The following is an 18,148-nucleotide window of genomic DNA, read 5'->3' as shown; positions in this document are numbered from 1 at the left end:
AGTGCTTTTTTTGCTTTGTCAAAAGAGTATTTAAAATTTTATTGAATAATATAGTAAATGAATGACTTCTAAATGCAGCTGGTTACAGGAACTATCCATTAGCCATTTGTATCATGTAATTGATCACCCTCACAAATATACTTGCAATTTTCATCTCAAGCAGTTCAAAAAAGAGAAGCTTTAGTGTCTAGCACAACATCCAACTATCAGTTTTTTAATACCAGCAAGCCAAAGTCACTGACCGAGGTAGTCGGTCTTTCTATAGAAATATGGTAGCGGCGCGGTTTAACAATTTCAGAAACAAGGTCCGCAAAGTTCTTTTGAGTTGATCATCACATGTAGAATCTAAAGAGGAATTTAATTCATTTAGCAACGAAAAAGACATAAAAATCCAAAAATAAAATATTTAAGGGGAAAAGATAATTGTATACTTAAATTAAAATAATGCGAACTAATTATGAAGGGGAGATTTTTATATGTCGTTAAGTACACCATTTATAAAAGATGTTCCTGATGAAAATGTGAAATTTTCTGTTATCATACCTGCTCATAATGAAGAAAAATATATCGGTGAGTGTTTAGAGTCAATTGCAAAGTCTGCACAACCTTATAAAGATCAAGCTGAAGTTATCGTAGTGCTAAATCGTTGTACGGATAAAACGAAAGAAATTGCACAGTCCTACAACTGCGTGACATTAGAAAATAACGATAAAAACTTAGCCAAAATTAGAAATGCTGGAGCTGCGATAGCAAAAGGCGAAATTCTGATTACAATTGATGCTGATACTCGAATGACAGAACACTTATTATCTGAAGTTGAAAAGCATTTAGCATCTAATCAGTACATTGGTGGAGGCGTGAATGGTAATTTTGAAAGAATATCCTTAGGTATCGTTGTTTCTAGCATGATGCTAATTGTTCCTTTACTTTTCAAGTACGGAGTTATCTCAGTGGGGATCTTTTGGTGCTATAAAAAAGACTTTCAGGAAGTAAACGGTTTTAATGAGAATATGCTAATGGCAGAGGATGCTGATTTTGCTAAGCGTTTAAAAGTATGGGGCAAGAAGAACGGAAAAAAATACGGAACAATTAAAAATGGTATGATAACTTCATGTAGGCGATTTGACCATTATGGCGACTGGATGTTACTGAAACGTCCAGATATAGTTTTTGCTTATCTCAAAGGTACGAATAAAAAGGCTGCAAATGAAGCCTATTATGATGATCAAGCAAGGTAATGATACCTCCTTAATGTGTAATTTCGGCATGGGGATTTTTTAGACCACTTCGTTGTAACGAGTGGTCTTTTTATGTGTAATTCTTTAGATTTTCTTAAATAATAAGACTTTGCATGACAGTAAGTTTAACGGAATGATATGATGTTGGATGATTTAAATCAATGTTTTAAACAAAGATGAAGTTATTTGAATAAAGGTGGTTATGAACATGGATATAAATATTCTTGTAGTTGATGATGAAAAGGAAATTGCGGATTTAATTGAGCTTTATTTAAAAAATGAAAATTTTAATGTTTATAAATTTTACGATGCTCATGAAGCGTTAGCATGTATTCACTCGATCAAATTGGATCTTGCTATTCTGGATGTAATGATGCCTGAAATCGATGGTTTTGAAATTTGCCGAAGAATTCGGGAACAATTTCATTTTCCGGTGATTATGTTAACAGCGAAGGAAGAGGAAATAGATAAAATAACGGGGCTTACATTAGGGGCTGATGACTACATAACTAAGCCATTTCGTCCATTGGAGGTTATTGCAAGGGTTAAGGCTCAAATTCGCAGATTTACAAAGTACAATCATCAGGAATCATTACAAAATGACCCGACTATTGATTTTTCAGGCTTAATTTTAGAGCAAAAGACTCGAAAATGTATGTTAAATGAAAGACAACTATCTCTTACTCCTACAGAGTTCTCCATATTGTGGTTTTTATGTGTAAATCGAGGACGAGTCATTTCATCAGAAGAATTATTTCAAGAAGTATGGGGGGAGAAATATTATAGTAGTAACAATACAGTAATGGTTCACATTAGGCATTTACGAGAAAAGATGAATGATTCCGCAGAGAACCCTAAATTCATAAAAACTGTCTGGGGAGTGGGGTATACCATTGAAAAATGACTTTGGAAAACTAAAAAGAACTATCATGCTTCAAATTTTGTTGATTTTAGTAATCACATTGTTGGTAGGCTATTTCATAAGCTATGTATTTATTGATGGTGTCTTACAAGCCCCTTTCGCTGATTGGTTTATTCGATTTTGTGAAAACGTGCTACAGCTTGACTATTTTTCGGCACAGAGAGCCTATGGGATATTATTTCGACAAAATAAATCTCTTTGGTTAGCGATAGGCTTAATTATTTTGCTATTAGTAATTTTTTATTTTGCACTTTCTCGGTTTACGAAGTATTTTAACCAAATTGCCATAGGTGTTAATATGCTTTCGGAGGAATCAAATCAGGAAATAAGTCTTCCTTCTGAGTTAGATTTTATGGAGAAAAAATTAAATGATGCTAAAAATAAATTAGAAAAACGGGCTAAGGATGCACAGGAGGCTGAGCAGCGCAAAAATGATCTTGTAGTTTACTTAGCACATGATATTAAAACACCGCTGACATCTATGATTGGATACTTAAGTCTGTTGGATGAGGCAAAGGACATGCCTGTAGACCAAAAAGAAAAGTATGTGAAGATTTCATTAGAAAAATCATATAGGCTAGAGCAGTTGATTAATGAATTTTTTGAAATCACAAGATTTAACTTACAGTCCATTATTCTAGATAAAGAATCCATTAATATAAATTACATGTTAATGCAATTGGCAGATGAATTTTATCCCTTATTGGCCCCTAAAGGACAGCAAGCAATTGTGAATATCGAGGGAGAAATGAAGGTTTTTGCGGATGCTAATAAATTAGCGAGGGTATTTAATAATATTTTAAAAAATGCCATAGCATATAGCGATGACAACAGTATAATTCATATTAGCGCACACCATCAAAATGACCAAACATTTATTTCATTTACAAATAAGGGGAAAATAATTCCACCAGAAAAATTAATGATGATTTTTGAAAAATTTTATCGTTTAGATTCTTCCAGATCGACTCAATCAGGTGGGGCGGGGCTTGGGCTTGCAATTGCTAATGAAATAGTCCATGCTCATGGAGGAACGATATCAGCTTCAAGTAATGATGAAAAAACAGTTTTCACTGTAATACTTCCAACACTTTCTTAAGAAATCTTAAGAATTCTATAATAGATTATTAAAAAAGAGCTCCTTCTTTTATGTTTCAATAGAGGCATAAAAGAAGGAGTTGTTTTTATGTTTAAAAGAAAAAGGTTTTATAGCCTAATATTACTGATGATTATTTTTCTGGTGTACATGTTTGTTAAAGAATTCCAAGATTCAAAGCTAGAAATAGTTGATTATCCTCAGCTGGAGATGCCAAAAAAAAGTGATGAAAATCTTGATGTAAATTTACATAGCTCAAATGCTATTTTAGTGAACTTAGACACTAAAATGATTTTATTGGACAAAGGTAGTGATGAAATGATATATCCTGCTTCTTTGACGAAAATCATGACGGTTCTAGTTGCAATTGAAAATATCCCGAATTTACAGGAAAAGATTTTGCTTCCTAAAAGCATATTTAAGGATTTGTATGAAGAAAATGCTACTATGGCAGGTTTTCTTCCTAATGAGGAGGTAACAGCAGAGGATTTACTTTATGGTACAATGCTACCTTCTGGGGCAGATGCTTCTATTGGGTTAGCCGATTACATTGCTGGGTCGGAGAGAAAATTTGTAAAGTTAATGAACGAAAAAGCTAAACAGCTAGGGATGAAAAACACACATTTTAAGAATACAACAGGACTCCATCATCCCGATCATTATACGAGTGTGAAAGATATTTCGATACTTTTACAATATGCTTTAACCAATAAAACCTTTCGGGATATCTATACCGCAGAAAAATACTCAATAAAGTCAACGAATCTTCATCCAGAGGGAATGACGGTGTCGAGTCGGATGTTTAAAAATTTGGATGCTAATGAAAAGATGAGAGGTGAAATAATTGGCGGCAAAACTGGCTATACAGAGCAAGCTGGCTTATGTTTAGCAAGTCTAGCGACAATTAATGGCGAAGAGTATATTCTAGTAACTGTAGGTGCGGAGGGTGACTCACGAACAGAGCAGTTCAATATTACAGATGCATTAGCTGTCTATCGACAACTAAACTAATTAAGACTGTATAAATGTTAATCAGAATACTATAAAATTTTGTCGGAAATAACATACAATCTTTCTGTTCCTTCATATACTTGTATTATCTGAAAGATTTAACTTTATTTCAGCAGGTGACTAATACCCGCTGAAATAGAGTAACTCAGTCTAAGAACGCCACGCCCTGAGGCAACGACTGAGTGACCAACATCATGTTATTGCTGCCGCTTCGCTTTCACACAAAAAATTTCTGCAGGCCTAAGCGCAAAGCCGATTCTGGACGCAATAATGCGAAGTATAATTGATAGGTGACTACATTTGGACTATAAACGAGTTTTCTATGCATAATACGGTCATTAAATCAGGTAAACCAGTATGAGAGGATGAGGGGTTTGAAGCATCCCGGCACAAATGTTTTTGAAAATAAAGAGGAACTATTCATACCTAAAAAAGCATTAGATAAAGATTTTTGTGATCGATTAGTGAAAAAAATCCATAAAAATATTTTAAATGAAAATATAGCAAACGATGTTTATATGTCATATTTCGTGATTTTTGATCAAAAGTATACATTGAAAGAAATTCAATATTTACTAGATGTTTTGAAATTGCAAGCAAATGAAATTATTAGATCAAAGCCGATTTTTATTACATTATGTGGTGTGCTATTATCGTTAATTACAATCATTGCCTCTGCGATTAATACAAAGTTGATGATTGGAATCTCATTTGTCCAAATAGTTGCTCTCGCAGTATTAAGTTTTAATGTAGCTGTATTGTTTATTTCTTATAAAATAGAAAAAGAATATAAAAAAATATACGAAGTCATTAAATTAATTGATTATTATTTAAGCTTTTATAAGTAGGGGTGGGAATTGTGCAAAATATTATTGATCAATTAAATTATTGGATAAATAAAGTGCCGATAGAGTTCCGGCAAATGTCCGAAGTAGAGATTTCACAACGACCAGCGCCTCAAAAGTGGTCGAAAAAAGAGGTGTTAGGCCATTTATGTGACTCTGCCATCAATAATCTTCAGAGGTTCATTAAAATACAATACGAAAAGGAACCCTTTGTCCTAACTGCATACAATCAAGTTGAATGGGTAAAAATCCAAGGGTATCAAGAGTTACCGATTGATGAAATATTGGATTTATGGGTGAGCTTAAATAAAAAAATACTAAATGTTATTAAAAATATCCCCAATGAAAAGCTAATCCTTCAATGTGATATTGGAAGTAATGAACTTAATGAACTCATGACCTTACAGTGGCTTATCCAAGACTACTTAGAACATATGGAACATCATATAAAAAAACAAATATTTATTAGCGGACTGAAATAGAATACTCTGTCTAAGAACACCAAGCCCTGTGGCAATTTTTCTGTGCGAAAGCGAAGCGACACCAATACGGTTTCACAGAGACAAAAACACGTTGCTGTCGCTACGTTAGCGCTACGCTTTCACGTAAAAAACATCTAACGGCTTAAGCATAAAGCCAATTAACGGGGCGCAATAATTCCGGGTCATAATTGATGACAGCATTAGCTTTTTAACACTTTGTCGCAAATCAGCTGTCAAAAAATGTATTTAACAAACTAGAAGGGCAACCTCTAACTTCAATCTGTTTTAGCTTCAGATATACACCAACAAAAAAATTAAAAAGAGCATTTTTTTTATCATTCCTCAAATAATAAGTCTAAATATTTTTAGTTGAGGAAGTGAAGATTTGAAAAAATTGTGGTTTTTAATACCTATTTGTCTGTTAACGGTCTCCTTTTTTTATCTAAAAGTTGGCGCAGCAACATATGAAAACAAAGGAAGAAAGTATTATGAAGAAGCAGGACAAATTGTTTGGGAGATCAAAACGGACGAAAAAATTGTTGCGCTAACCTTTGATGATGGGCCACATCGAAAGTACACATCTGAGATTTTAGATGTATTATCAAAATACAATGCGAAAGCAACTTTTTTTATTGTTGGCCAAAATGCACAAAAAAATCCTGAGGTGATATCAAGAATGTATAAGGAAGGCCATGAACTAGCTAACCATACATTTACGCATCCCTTACGGACGAATGTCCCGAATTTACTTAAGGAGATCAAACAAACAGATGACGTTATTCAGGACATCACTGGAGCTAAACCCACTTTGTTCCGGCCTGTTGAAGGCCAGTATTCAGATGCAATGATTGAAGCGATTGCAAAAGAAGGATATAAAGTGGTTATGTGGTCATGGCATTTAGATACATTAGATTGGAGAAGTCCAGGAACGAATAGAATTGTGAATACTGTGTTAAATGGTGTTAAAGAAGGTAATATCGTTCTTTTTCATGATGGAGGCGGCAATCGTCATCAAACTGTGAAAGCGATGGAAAAAATATTAGCTGAACTTGATAATCAGGGATATCGATTTGTCACAGTTTCTGAATTACTCAATGAGCAGACTAAAAAAAGCACAAACAAATAAGTATCCAGAATGTTTGAAGCAATATGTTATTTTAAAATTTTTTTGCTGTAACTCAGAAATTAAATAATCAATTTGTTCCTTCATGTTTGCATTTTGTTTTGCCTGATCATTTGAATTGTCATTTTTGGAATTTAATAATGCTTCTAAGGCAAGACCTGCTGCAATTGTCTGAATGCCATCACCTAATGTAGAAATAGATGATCCGATATAGGTGAGCTTAGCAGCAAAAATATCGAGTGAATCATTAGATTGATTATTAAATGTATTTTTATTCCGATCCATTATTAGACCCTCCTTAAATCGTTACTCATTTATCATTTGTATGAAATATCGACAATGAGTAGTCCTATGTAAGGCACATAAACATATTAAATTTCTTCCCTTTGTCGAAATCAGGCTAAAATGCAAATTAGCCTGATTTTTATGTTCCAATGCGTACTTTAAACACCTTTATAGGGTATAATTACCATGGTGATTAGGGGGGATTGGTATTGGGGAAGGTTGAACTGGTGGAATTTAATGCTGAGCTTTTAGAGGGAATTGGGAGCTATTGTCTTAGAAGCAAGAAAAAATCAAATGGCTATATAAATAAGAATGAATGGCTGAATAATCGATTTGAAGAAGGCTTGAAATATGTGCAAGTAATCGCCAATAAAAAACAAGTAGGGTTTATTGAATATACAGAAGCAGAGAATTCTTCTAGAGTGGTTCATGCTGATGGTTATTTAGTCATTCATTGTTTATGGGTAAGTGAAGTTGGAAAAGGATACGGTGCTCGATTAATTAATAAATGTTTAGAAGATGCAAAAAAACTTGCAAAAAAAGGTGTTGTTGTTATTACGAATTCAACAACGTCTTGGGCGCCAAGTAAAGAAATTTTTTTGAAAAACGATTTTCAACTTATTGATACGGCACCATATAATTTTGAATTACTTGTCTACCCTTTGAGCAATGAAGGCGAACAACCCTATTTTCCGACTGATTGGGAGGAGAGATTAAGAAAATTTAACAATTTGACGATTTTACGTTCATTTCAATGTCCTTATGTCGAAATTGCAACAGAAAATATTATAGCTGGTGCAAATACATTGGATATACCAGTGGAATTAATTGATCTCAAAGGTAAAGAAGAGTTGATGGAATTGGCGCCAACCCCATATGGTATTTTTTCTGTCATTTATAAGGGGCAGCTTCTTACGTTTCATAGGTTAACAATACATTCGGTGATAAAAAAATTAAGAGAACTTACGTAATAACAACAGTGCAAATGATAGGAACATGCATAAATGGACATGTGATTTCTGATATTCTATGAGGATATTAGTTGACTGCTTCGAGGAAATGAGTAAAATAGAAAATTAGTACCATTAAATACCTACAACTTAGCAGATAACCTTTTACAAAGGCTACAAGTATGACCTACATAGAATGAAGAGCTTATAATAAAGTGATTAGATATGATGGATTTTAGGAAGATTGTTGTGGGACAAGATTTGTCATGAAATTTTGACAGTCTTTTTCTTTTCGTCTTCTCTATAACCTGTTAAGATGGTAATAGTGTGACAACAAGTTAGTGTATATGAGAGTGGTGACAATCAAGATGGATGAACAGAAAAAAGATAGTGTAGAACAGCAGCCAGAACAAACATCCCCTGCTGAAATAAAACCAGCAGTACGATTTGTACAAATGAAACCGTTTAAATTTATCATGCTGATGTTCTTTACAATCCTTATTACTGCAGGCTTAACGATCTTTGCGTTAACATTCGGTGAAAAGAAAGTAGTTGAAGTGAAAGTACCGAGTGGGCGTGCAGAATTTACAAAATTATATGAAGCCTATGATTTACTTAAAAACAAGTATTACAAAGATATCGACGATGGTAAAGTTGTCGACGGCGCAATTAACGGCATGTTCGACGCATTAGATGATCCGTATTCTGATTTTATGGTAAAGGACGAAGCAGAACAATTTCAATCTGGACTGTCTTCTAGTTTCCAAGGAATTGGAGCGGAAATTCAAGAACGTAACGGTTTTATTACTGTTGTGTCACCTATTAAAAACTCACCTGCTGAAAAAGCGGGCTTATTACCACAAGATATTATCTTAACTGTGGATGGAAAAAGCATGCAAGGATTTAGTGCTTCTGAAGCGGTAGCGCGTATTCGCGGCGAAAAGGGAACGCCTGTAAAATTAACCGTGAAACGTGGAACAAATGCTGAGCCTATTAATATGACGATTGTCCGTGACGAAATTCCGGTTGAAACGGTTTACGGTGAAATGCTTGAAGGGGACATTGCCCATATTCAAATCACGTCATTTAGTGAAAATACTGCAAAAGAATTTGAGAAGATTCTTGCAGATTACGAAGGTAAAGCAAAAGGCATCGTATTAGATCTACGTCAAAATCCTGGTGGCTACCTAGATGCAGCAGTAGAGATTTCGAATTTATTCGTTCCAGAAGGTAAAGCGATTGTACAAGTGGAACAAAAAGACGAGAAGCCGAAAATTACAACAGCTGTTTCTGGTAAAAAATACGATGTTCCAGTGACAGTACTTGTCGATAGCGGCAGTGCTTCTGCTTCTGAAATTTTAGCAGGTGCATTAAAAGAATCTGTTGGTGCTAAAATTGTTGGAGAAACATCGTTTGGTAAAGGTACAGTGCAAAATGTCGCACCATTAAAAGATGGCTCTAACCTTAAATTCACTACAGGAAAATGGTTAACACCAAATGGTAACTGGATTAACGAAAAAGGCATAGCACCAGATGTTAAAGTGTCATACCCTCCTTATGCATCATTACCATACTTAGATCCGGCAATGGAAATGAAAATGGGTGTGCAATCTAACTCTGTAAAAGCGGCACAAGAGATGCTAGAAGTTCTAAGGTATGAGCCTGGAAATGCAGACGGTATTTTTGAACAAAATACAGAAAGTGCAGTGAAAAAACTACAAGCTGCAAATGGTTTTGAAGAAACTGGTGTTTTAGTTGGCGATACAACGTATGCTTTAATGGATGCGTTACGCGCTAAAATAAAAGCAGAGGATCCTCAATTGTTAAAAGCGAAAGAACTGCTAACCGGTACACCAGCAAAAACTGAGTAAACTACAAACTAACAAAGTAGCTGTCGCAGTAGGCGTCTCTAATGGCCTCTTGCGACAGCTTTTTTAATAGGAGGAAAAAATGGTGAAGGACGTATATTTATTTAGTGGTTTTTTAGGTAGTGGAAAAACATCCATGCTAACAGATGTTATTCGACAACTTAAGGAAAAAAATTTAAAGCCAGCTGTCATTATGAATGAACTTGGAAAGCTACCGTTTGACTCACAGGCTGTGGAAAAGGATATTCCGTTAAAGGAAATGCTAGAGGGCTGTATTTGCTGCTCTGGCGCCGAAAAAACAGAGGCGCAAATTCAATCTCTTCTATTAGATAGTGACTTTGATGTCCTGATCATTGAAACAACAGGTGCAGCACATCCTGTGGAAGCATTAGACGCTGTTTACTCACCGTTATTTGCAGAAAAGCTAAATGTCAAAGGCATTGTCACAGTTGCTGATTCAAAGCTGTGGTTAAACCGAGAAACATTAACTCCACAAGTGCGTTCTTTATTTATGGAACAAATCCGTCACGCACATTTATTACTGGCCAATAAAACGGATCTACTAACAGAAGCTGAGCAAGCACAAGTTGTTTATGAGCTACAAGGCTTTAATCCACATGCCTTTATTTTGCAAACTACAAACGGACGCGTGCCGTTACGTTTATTAGAAGATTTAAAGGCAACAGTACAGGTGGATAAAGAAGATATTGTGAAAGCTCCTTTAGCATCGATGCATCTAGGCTCACGATTAGTTGAATTTAAAGACGTTAACTTTACACAAGAACAATTTGAGGATTGGGTACGTACATTGCCTGAAACTGTGTATCGAATGAAAGGATACGTGCCGATTGAAGGTGTAAAAAATCCTATGCTGTTTCAATATGCATATGGAATGGTCCAATGGCTTCCAGAGTATGTAAAAATGCCTGCAAAACTCGTGATCATTGGTGAAGATGTAAGTAGATTAAACATCATCGGTATTGGGTAAACGCTAAAGCTAGTTAAAATAGAAATCCTAAAGCTGCCAAATTCTACTTGTCAGACGAAAGTTTTGTTCGTTTCGTCTTTCTCAAAGTAGAAATTTTGTCAGTTTTTTTGTGTGAATGCGTACGGAAATCTATTTGAATATTGAAAATACTTAATAATTTTTAAGAAGTGTCAACCCTATTTAAAACGTAAGTATTTCATAGGATGGTGAAACCTGCTAAAAATTAAAGCCAATAACCCTCTATTTAACGCGAATCTATTTCTTGGATGGTGTTGCTAGAAAATGCTGGTAAGAAATTTATTAAAATCGTACTTTACGATTGTTTGCATAGAAGGAGGAATTGCAAAAATGAAAAAAACACTAACTGCAATTTGTGCAACATTTTTATTAGCAGCTCCAATTCAAATGGCTTCCGCTGCAGAAAATACTACAGAGGGGAACACAACTACAGACTGTAATAAAGTTGTTTATTCTTATAAATGGTCAAATCAATGGTCAAATCATAAGTGGGTAGTTAAACAACCACAAACGCAAGCACCATCAAAAGAAGTACAAGTACCAGAAAATAATCAAACAACAAATAACAATACACAAACTACTCAAAAAGATAATACAACAACTACACCATCTCAAACAAAACCATCAACATCTACTTCAGATGTGAACGCTTTTGAACAAGAGGTTGTAAAATTAACGAATGCTGAACGTACAAAAGCTGGTTTAGCACCATTTAAAACTGATGATAAATTGATGGCAGCTGCTCGTGAAAAATCACAAGATATGCAATCTAAAAACTATTTTTCACATACTAGCCCAACATTCGGTTCACCTTTTGATCGTATGAAAGCTTTAGGTATTACGTATAAGAGTGCAGGTGAAAATATTGCACAAGGTCAACGTTCACCTCAAGAAGTAGTACAAGGTTGGATGAATTCACCAGGTCACCGTGCGAATATTTTAAATGAGAAATTTACGCATATTGGTGTCGGCTATGTGAAAACAGGTAACTACTGGACTCAACAATTTATCCAAAAATAATCGTATAAATTGAATAGCTACATTGAATAATAGAATGTCCACTAAGTTTTAAAAAGCTTAGTGGACATTTTTTAATGCAAAAATGAAAAATTAAGATCCCGAAATAAATAAAGGTTGGTTCTTTGACAAAACGAGGGGGAATATGGGTGGCTCTCATAGGTTTGTTATTTCAACAAGAAAAAAGCAAACTAGAGCGATGTCTAGTTTGCTATTGTTGTGTTGGTTGTATTTGTAAATCTTTTTTGAACAAGTAATAAACGTATTAATAAAGTAATCGCGCCTGTTGTCAGACCTGCGACTAGTCCAATCCAGTAACCAAACGGCCCGAAGTCTGTATGTGTGGCCAGTGCATAACCGACAGGCAAGCCGATTACCCAATACGAAATGATGGCCATAATAAAGGTTACTGTAACATCTTTGTACCCTCTTAAAGCTCCTTGTACAGGCGCTTGGATAGCATCAGATAGCTGGAAAATGGCTGCGAATATTAAAAAATGAACGGCGTACTCTAGCACTTTTCCATCAGTTGTATACATATTTGCAACGGGTTCGCGAAGGATAAAAAGGATACAAGCTGAAACAAAGCTAAATAAAATCGCGGTCCCGACACACAAATAGCTATAGAGTCTAGCATCGCGCATACGTCCAGCACCAATTTCAAATCCTACTAATATCGTTACGCCCATCGAAATGCTGAGCGGTACCATATACAACAAGCTAGTGAAATTTAATGCTATTTGATGAGCTGCAATGATTTCTGTACTGAAGCTACTCATCATCATTGTGACTGCAGAAAAAATACTCGTTTCTGCAAATAAGGATATTCCGATTGGCACGCCAATGATTAAAATTTCCTTCCAACGAAGCCATTCTAATTTTGGCCAGTCATTAAATAGTTGGAAGCGTTCAAAAGGCTTACGTTTAGCAATAATCCAAACAGTGATCAAGAAAACAAGCCAGTATGTAATTGCTGTTGCAACGCCGGCGCCTACTCCGCCAAGCTCAGGTGCACCAAATTTGCCGAAAATAAAAATATAATTTAACGCAATATTAATAGGTGTTGTAAGTAATGTAATAATCATTGTAACGCGAGTTTGTCCAAGCGCATCGATAAAACAGCGCATGACAAAAAATAAAAACAGTGGTATAAGTCCAGCGCACATCGATTGAATATAAGATTTAGCAATAGCATGTACAGAGGGTTCTAAATCCATCTTGCCAAGAATCCAATCTATACCGACTATTAATAAAATAAAAATAAGTGCTGCAAGAACGATGGCTACATAGATTCCTTGCTGAACAGCTCTTTTAGCTGCAAACTCATTTTTAGCTCCAACAAGCTGTGAGACAATGGGTGTGATCGCAAGGAGAATTCCAGATAGCCCTATGTAAATAGGCATCCAAATAGAGGAGCCGATTGACACTCCAGCTAGATCGGTGGTACCGTACCGACTTGACATTAAAATATCGAAGAAAGAAATAAGATAAATAGCTACTTGCGATACTAAAATAGGTACGATAATTTTTAAGATTAATGCATATTTTTCTTTTAACGAAGTTGTTTGATTCATAGTGAATAATCTTCCTTTATTATCATAATTAAATTAGTATAGCATACTAAAATGGAGTAAAGATGAAAAAATCAATTGTGCCTCGGCATAATTGCATCAGGATGAGTTCCGATCTTTCAGTAAATGATTTAACTCCAGCTGAAAGAAGTTAAAAGCTTCATCTGTATCTTTTCGTTCGCATATAGTAAAATAAAAGACTGTATACAAAAGTAGTGATGGCTACAATGGCTTTTAACTTCTTTCAACGAAAGTCACCACGTATTTAGGTGACGAGATGAATACGAGTTTAATTACTTTTTAGTGCGTGTCCAAGCATCCACTGAAAGAAGTTAAAGCCTCCGGCGGATGTCACGGAATCGGAAAGGAGTTCTTTGTTAACACAAAGCCGATTTCGGACGCAATTATGCCGGCGCATAATTGATGGAATAGGAGAATTAATGTGAATCAACAAACAATCATTTTAACCGGTGGAGGGACAGCTGGTCACGTATCGCTAAATCAAGCGATACTCCCGTCTTTACAAGAACTAGGTTATGATGTCCATTACATTGGCTCAGACCAAGGCATTGAGAAAGAATTAATAGGCGAGGCGTTTCCTAATGTTCCGTTTTACGGTATTTCAAGTGGCAAATTGCGCCGTTATTTCTCAATGAAAAATTTTACGGATCCATTTAAAGTGCTTGCTGGAATGATGCAGGCTTTTCGTATAATTAAAAAAGTGAAACCACAAGTCATTTTTTCTAAGGGCGGATTTGTTTCCGTACCTGTTGTAATGGCTGCGAAATTTGCTGGTGTTCCAGTGGTCATTCATGAATCAGATGTTACACCTGGCTTAGCCAATAAAATTACGCTGCCATTTGCATCACACATCTTTACGATTTTTGAGGAAACATTACAGCATCTACCGAAAGAAAAGGCAACATGCACAGGTTCCATTATTCGCGAAGAGTTATTTAAGGGAGATCGAGCGAAAGGGTTATCTCTTTGTGGCTTTACCACATTAAAACCTGTTCTTCTTGTGATGGGAGGCAGTCTAGGGTCAGTTGTCTTGAATGATGCGCTTCGTCAAAATTTACCAGAGCTTGTGAAGCAGTTTCAAATCATTCATTTGTGCGGTAAAGGGAATTACGATGAATCATTTGAATCGATGTCGGGGTACAAACAGTTTGAATATGTGACAACAGAATTACCGGATCTATTACACGCTGCAGACTTTATCGTCTCGCGTGCTGGCTCTAATTCGATTTTTGAATTTTTAGCACTGCATAAGCCGATGTTGCTAGTGCCGTTATCTGCACAAAAAAGTCGTGGTGATCAAATATTAAATGCCAACTTATTTAAAAGACAAGGCTATGCAGAAGTGTTACAAGAGGAAGAGTTAACAAAGGAATCGTTTAATAAATCAGTTCATGTGTTAACAGAGCGTAAAGCAGAAATGGTTTCAACGATGGAAAAAACCCAAAAACCGAAAACCCCTGAAGAAATGGCGAAATTGATTTTACAATATAAAAAATAGTTTTTCGTTATCACGGCCTTTCACTAAAACACAATTACAGTAATAAAATGAAACAAAACTCAAAACGTTAATCGATTTATTGATATATCAACGTTTGTTAAGGTTTTTTGGTTCAAGTTGGTTCAAATCAACTTGAACCTTACAAAGCGTTTAACAGATTTAAAGCATCGGCATCTTGCTGGTGCTTTTTTTCTTGCATTAATTCCAGATAATAATTTTGTGTAGTTTGTATATTTATGTGTCCTAACCGTATCTATACACCGAGGTGTTGAAGAGACCGCAAATGTATTAAATGATATTGCAAACTGTATAAAGAGCGATATTTCTGAATCTTCAGCGGTGTTGAGCAGAAAAGAAGCTTTCCACACCAAACAAACTGTCAATGTTAATCAAAAGTTAGAAGAAATACGGAAATTGTTGAAGGATATTAAGATCAGTGCTAAGTAGGCTTCTTCAACGGGGCAGTTTAGTGCAAGGGCAGTGATTAACTGATATTCAACAATTGGGCCATTTTGTTGAAAAGAGTGGGGAATATAAATCCAAATATATACTATTATCGATTCTAAGGAATATTCTATGCAATAATATATATATGAAGTTTTGAAAGGAGGATATGCTATGAGTATAGTAGATTGATTACTCAGATTTTAAAAAAGAGGAAGGTGGTAAATTAAATTTTATAGAGGTGTTCAACTTGAATAATTTAATGATTAATGCTGATTTTGGGAAGTTATGGTTTCATAATATATCTAAAATCCTAAGTGAACGTTTTCGCGAACTAATTATACCTATTATCATATTGGGTCTGTCTGGATCGCCATTAATGACTTCATTAGTGCTTTTATTTCAGAGTATTAGTTCCGTGTTTTTTTCTATTCCAATAGGTACTTGGATTGAGAAAAAGAACCTTGTTTTGATTTCTTCGATCTGTAATTTAATATATGCTATATTATTGTTTCTATTGGCATATTTAATAACAATCGATATAACGAGCCTTTTTGTTATTGGGCCAATATTATTTTTCATAGGTTTAGTGGGATTGATGTTAAATATTGCCCTTTCAGCTATGGTACCTAAAATTGTTGGGAGGCAACGTTTATTAAGTGCTAATAATTCACTAGAAGCCGCTGATGCGATTGTAACCTTAATTGGTCCAGCCTTAGGTGGAATTATACTTGCGAAATATGGCACGAACATTACCTTAACTATTTGTGGTAGTTTATTACTTATTTCACTGTTATTTATTTCAATAATAAAATACCGAAATATAAGTGAGGAAATGGATGATAAGCCTATGAAGGGAAAACAGAAACTGAAGAATTTCATTCGGGATTCCCAAGAAGGTGTAAAGTACCTCTATGCTAATGGAGCTCAAATTGTATCGACGATTTCGGCTTTGGTACTCGGATTTTCAACCAGTTTTATTGTGCTTAGTGTTATCATTCATTCTAAATATACTCTCCATTTTTCAGAAGAGAATATTGGAATACTGTTATCTTGTGCTGGTATAGGCAATGTCGTTGGGGTACTTATAATGAACAAATTTAAAAATGCAAACTGGTTATACTTTCTCAGTACTTTAATGATCATATCTTCATTTGGAATCTTATTATTGATATCAAATTCATTTATCGTCATGTGTTTCGGAATGATGATCTTTGATGGGGCACTTTCTATGGCATTTGTTGTTCAGATAACTGTTCAACAGGGCATTACTCCAGACCATTTGATCGCCAGGGTTCGAAGTTCCATATACGTTTTAGGTGGAATTGTAGCAATGTTAGCGACTATACTATCTGGTTTGATTTCTGAATGGAACTCTATGGCAGCCTTGGCATTTGGATCATTGGTTTTATTAGTCAATGGCTTGTTTATTTATAAATATAAAAAACAAGGAGTAGCAATGGATAAAATCAGTCCAATTTATGCTGCATCCAATGAATGATGGATTTAATAAAGGTAAGGATTGTATGTATTTAAAGACCCCAAACACGTTCCTTTTTCTATAGTGTTTTGAGCAAAACTATATACTTATTGTAAATGAGTTCTAATAACGTTATCAAAAATCAGAGGAACTTTCTAAAATAAGAGCTTGCTATCCATGCATTTATATAATGAGGAAAAGGGGGAGATTAGATGGAACGAGTAAGCTTTTATAATCAAAAAGGTTTGAACATGATGTAGAGAAAACTTTCACTTCTCAAAGAGACCTTCATCCAAATACTTATTCCGGGCACAGATATACAACACGTTGGTCATACTGCTATACCAAATAGTCTTTAGCTAACCCCGAAACGTTGATATAAAAGGATTTCAACGGATTAGGTTGCTTAGAATTCACCTGTATATTTCTCGAAAATAAAAGCTATGTGTCTGTCATGAAGACGGAGCACATAGCTTATTTTTTATCCGGGATGAACGGGCAGTAATTAATCTTTAGCGAAAGTAAAGACAGATAATCAGCGGGGGCTGAAGTTAACCCCGTTTCGCTTTATGAAATTACATCGCTTGTTCTTCGCCTTCTGCCACTTGATTGGCAGTTGTAAGGTAGAACAAGTCTTTTGGAATTTTATATAAATTAAATTGCGCCTCGCCTCTATTAACTTGTGCTAATAATGTTGGGTGACTTTCATTTGCACTCATAACATAAGGTAGCTTTAAGGCAGCGCGTTGCGATTTTATATTTTCAACACGAATACGGAGAAAAACCGTATGGAAATTATAATCAAAAAATAGTTCATTCAAAAAAAGCATTTTTGCTTTTTGGTTATAACCTAAACCTTGATAAGGGAGTCCAATCCACGTTCCTAAAAAGCCTGCACCATCCTCCACATCATGAATGCTAATGGTGCCGATTGGTTGACCCCAATCATCAGTAATTGTCCTTGAAATAGCGAGTCCCTTCGCTTCTTCTTCAATCAGTTGTTTTGTCATAAACCAATATTCATCAGCGGATGTGGCTTTTTGACGGACAAAAGGGAATACAGAAGGGTGTGATAATAGCTCATAAAGCTCTGTACATTCATGTAGGTCTCGATGTTTAAGCATACGAAACGCCTCCTTTACTAGGGTAGTTAAAACAATTCCTTTAAAGCATAAAGAAGAAAACTAAAATTCGTACTGGAATTAAAACCCAAAGAACTAGACGTTCAAACTATGATAACCATAATCTCCCGCTGTCTTACTGATTTTTCGACCATACCGAAAAAAGGCTA

At 35.2% G+C, this 18,148-nt stretch carries 16 protein-coding genes; 13 read left to right on the top strand and 3 right to left on the bottom strand.

The window, feature by feature from the left end; translation table 11 throughout:
- The first annotated feature begins 476 nt into the window (after positions 1-476).
- From ABE34_RS06260 to ABE34_RS06230, 7 genes are all read left to right on the top strand, one after another.
- Positions 477-1,238, top strand: coding sequence for a glycosyltransferase (locus ABE34_RS06260; RefSeq protein ID WP_197141172.1), 762 nt, complete (start codon positions 477-479; stop codon positions 1,236-1,238).
- Between the two features lie 208 nt (positions 1,239-1,446).
- Positions 1,447-2,142, top strand: a complete 696-nt coding sequence (gene vanR / locus ABE34_RS06255) for a VanR-ABDEGLN family response regulator transcription factor (protein ID WP_197141170.1) — start codon at positions 1,447-1,449, stop codon at positions 2,140-2,142.
- A 25-nt stretch (positions 2,143-2,167) separates the two neighbouring features.
- Positions 2,168-3,259 (top strand): vancomycin resistance histidine kinase VanS, encoded by a 1,092-nt coding sequence (vanS, locus tag ABE34_RS06250; protein ID WP_197141270.1) that lies wholly within the window; start codon positions 2,168-2,170, stop codon positions 3,257-3,259.
- A gap of 87 nt (positions 3,260-3,346) precedes the next feature.
- Complete coding sequence (locus tag ABE34_RS06245; RefSeq protein WP_197141168.1) at positions 3,347-4,267, top strand: D-alanyl-D-alanine carboxypeptidase family protein; 921 nt, start codon at positions 3,347-3,349, stop codon at positions 4,265-4,267.
- Positions 4,268-4,641: 374 nt separating this feature from the next.
- On the top strand, positions 4,642-5,115 hold the full coding sequence (locus ABE34_RS06240; RefSeq protein WP_240518308.1) for a hydroxymyristoyl-ACP dehydratase: 474 nt from the start codon (positions 4,642-4,644) through the stop codon (positions 5,113-5,115).
- Positions 5,116-5,126: 11 nt separating this feature from the next.
- Complete coding sequence (locus ABE34_RS06235) at positions 5,127-5,594, top strand: DinB family protein (RefSeq protein ID WP_197141166.1); 468 nt, start codon at positions 5,127-5,129, stop codon at positions 5,592-5,594.
- Between the two features lie 385 nt (positions 5,595-5,979).
- Positions 5,980-6,720 carry a polysaccharide deacetylase family protein gene (locus ABE34_RS06230; RefSeq protein ID WP_197141164.1) on the top strand — a complete coding sequence of 247 codons (741 nt, stop codon included), beginning with the start codon at positions 5,980-5,982 and terminating at the stop codon, positions 6,718-6,720.
- On the opposite strand, the gene ABE34_RS06225 is transcribed toward ABE34_RS06230, so the two are convergent.
- On the bottom strand, positions 6,682-7,002 hold the full coding sequence (locus ABE34_RS06225; RefSeq protein ID WP_241746999.1) for a translation initiation factor 2: 321 nt from the start codon (positions 7,000-7,002) through the stop codon (positions 6,682-6,684). The genes ABE34_RS06230 and ABE34_RS06225 overlap by 39 nt on opposite strands.
- A 209-nt stretch (positions 7,003-7,211) precedes the next feature.
- On the opposite strand from ABE34_RS06225, the gene ABE34_RS06220 reads away from it, so the two are divergent.
- From ABE34_RS06220 to ABE34_RS06205, 4 genes are all read left to right on the top strand, one after another.
- A complete protein-coding gene (locus ABE34_RS06220; protein WP_197141162.1) occupies positions 7,212-7,973 on the top strand; it encodes a GNAT family N-acetyltransferase in 762 nt (253 codons plus the stop codon).
- Between the two features lie 347 nt (positions 7,974-8,320).
- Positions 8,321-9,823, top strand: coding sequence for a S41 family peptidase (locus tag ABE34_RS06215; RefSeq protein ID WP_197141160.1), 1,503 nt, complete (start codon positions 8,321-8,323; stop codon positions 9,821-9,823).
- Between the two features lie 82 nt (positions 9,824-9,905).
- A complete protein-coding gene (locus tag ABE34_RS06210; RefSeq protein WP_197141269.1) occupies positions 9,906-10,808 on the top strand; it encodes a GTP-binding protein in 903 nt (300 codons plus the stop codon).
- Between the two features lie 348 nt (positions 10,809-11,156).
- On the top strand, positions 11,157-11,846 hold the full coding sequence (locus ABE34_RS06205; protein WP_197141158.1) for a CAP domain-containing protein: 690 nt from the start codon (positions 11,157-11,159) through the stop codon (positions 11,844-11,846).
- A 200-nt stretch (positions 11,847-12,046) separates the two neighbouring features.
- On the opposite strand, the gene ABE34_RS06200 is transcribed toward ABE34_RS06205, so the two are convergent.
- On the bottom strand, positions 12,047-13,417 hold the full coding sequence (locus ABE34_RS06200; RefSeq protein ID WP_197141156.1) for an MATE family efflux transporter: 1,371 nt from the start codon (positions 13,415-13,417) through the stop codon (positions 12,047-12,049).
- 439 nt (positions 13,418-13,856) lie between these two features.
- Here ABE34_RS06200 and ABE34_RS06195 point away from each other — a divergent pair, with 439 nt between their 5' ends.
- Positions 13,857-14,933 (top strand): undecaprenyldiphospho-muramoylpentapeptide beta-N-acetylglucosaminyltransferase, encoded by a 1,077-nt coding sequence (locus ABE34_RS06195; RefSeq protein WP_197141154.1) that lies wholly within the window; start codon positions 13,857-13,859, stop codon positions 14,931-14,933.
- Positions 14,934-15,627: 694 nt separating this feature from the next.
- On the top strand, positions 15,628-16,878 hold the full coding sequence (locus ABE34_RS06190; RefSeq protein WP_197141153.1) for an MFS transporter: 1,251 nt from the start codon (positions 15,628-15,630) through the stop codon (positions 16,876-16,878).
- Positions 16,879-17,432: 554 nt separating this feature from the next.
- Here ABE34_RS06190 and ABE34_RS06185 read toward each other — a convergent pair.
- Positions 17,433-17,981: a GNAT family N-acetyltransferase gene (locus ABE34_RS06185; RefSeq protein ID WP_197141152.1), complete on the bottom strand. Its 549-nt coding sequence runs from the start codon at positions 17,979-17,981 to the stop codon at positions 17,433-17,435.
- Positions 17,982-18,148: the final 167 nt, after the last annotated feature.

Origin of the sequence: Lysinibacillus sphaericus, from assembly GCF_015844675.1 — a bacterium.
Taxonomy (GTDB): domain Bacteria; phylum Bacillota; class Bacilli; order Bacillales_A; family Planococcaceae; genus Lysinibacillus; species Lysinibacillus sphaericus_E.
The sequence above is the reverse complement of the archived record's forward strand: the minus strand, read 5'-3'. Positions and strand labels throughout refer to the sequence as shown.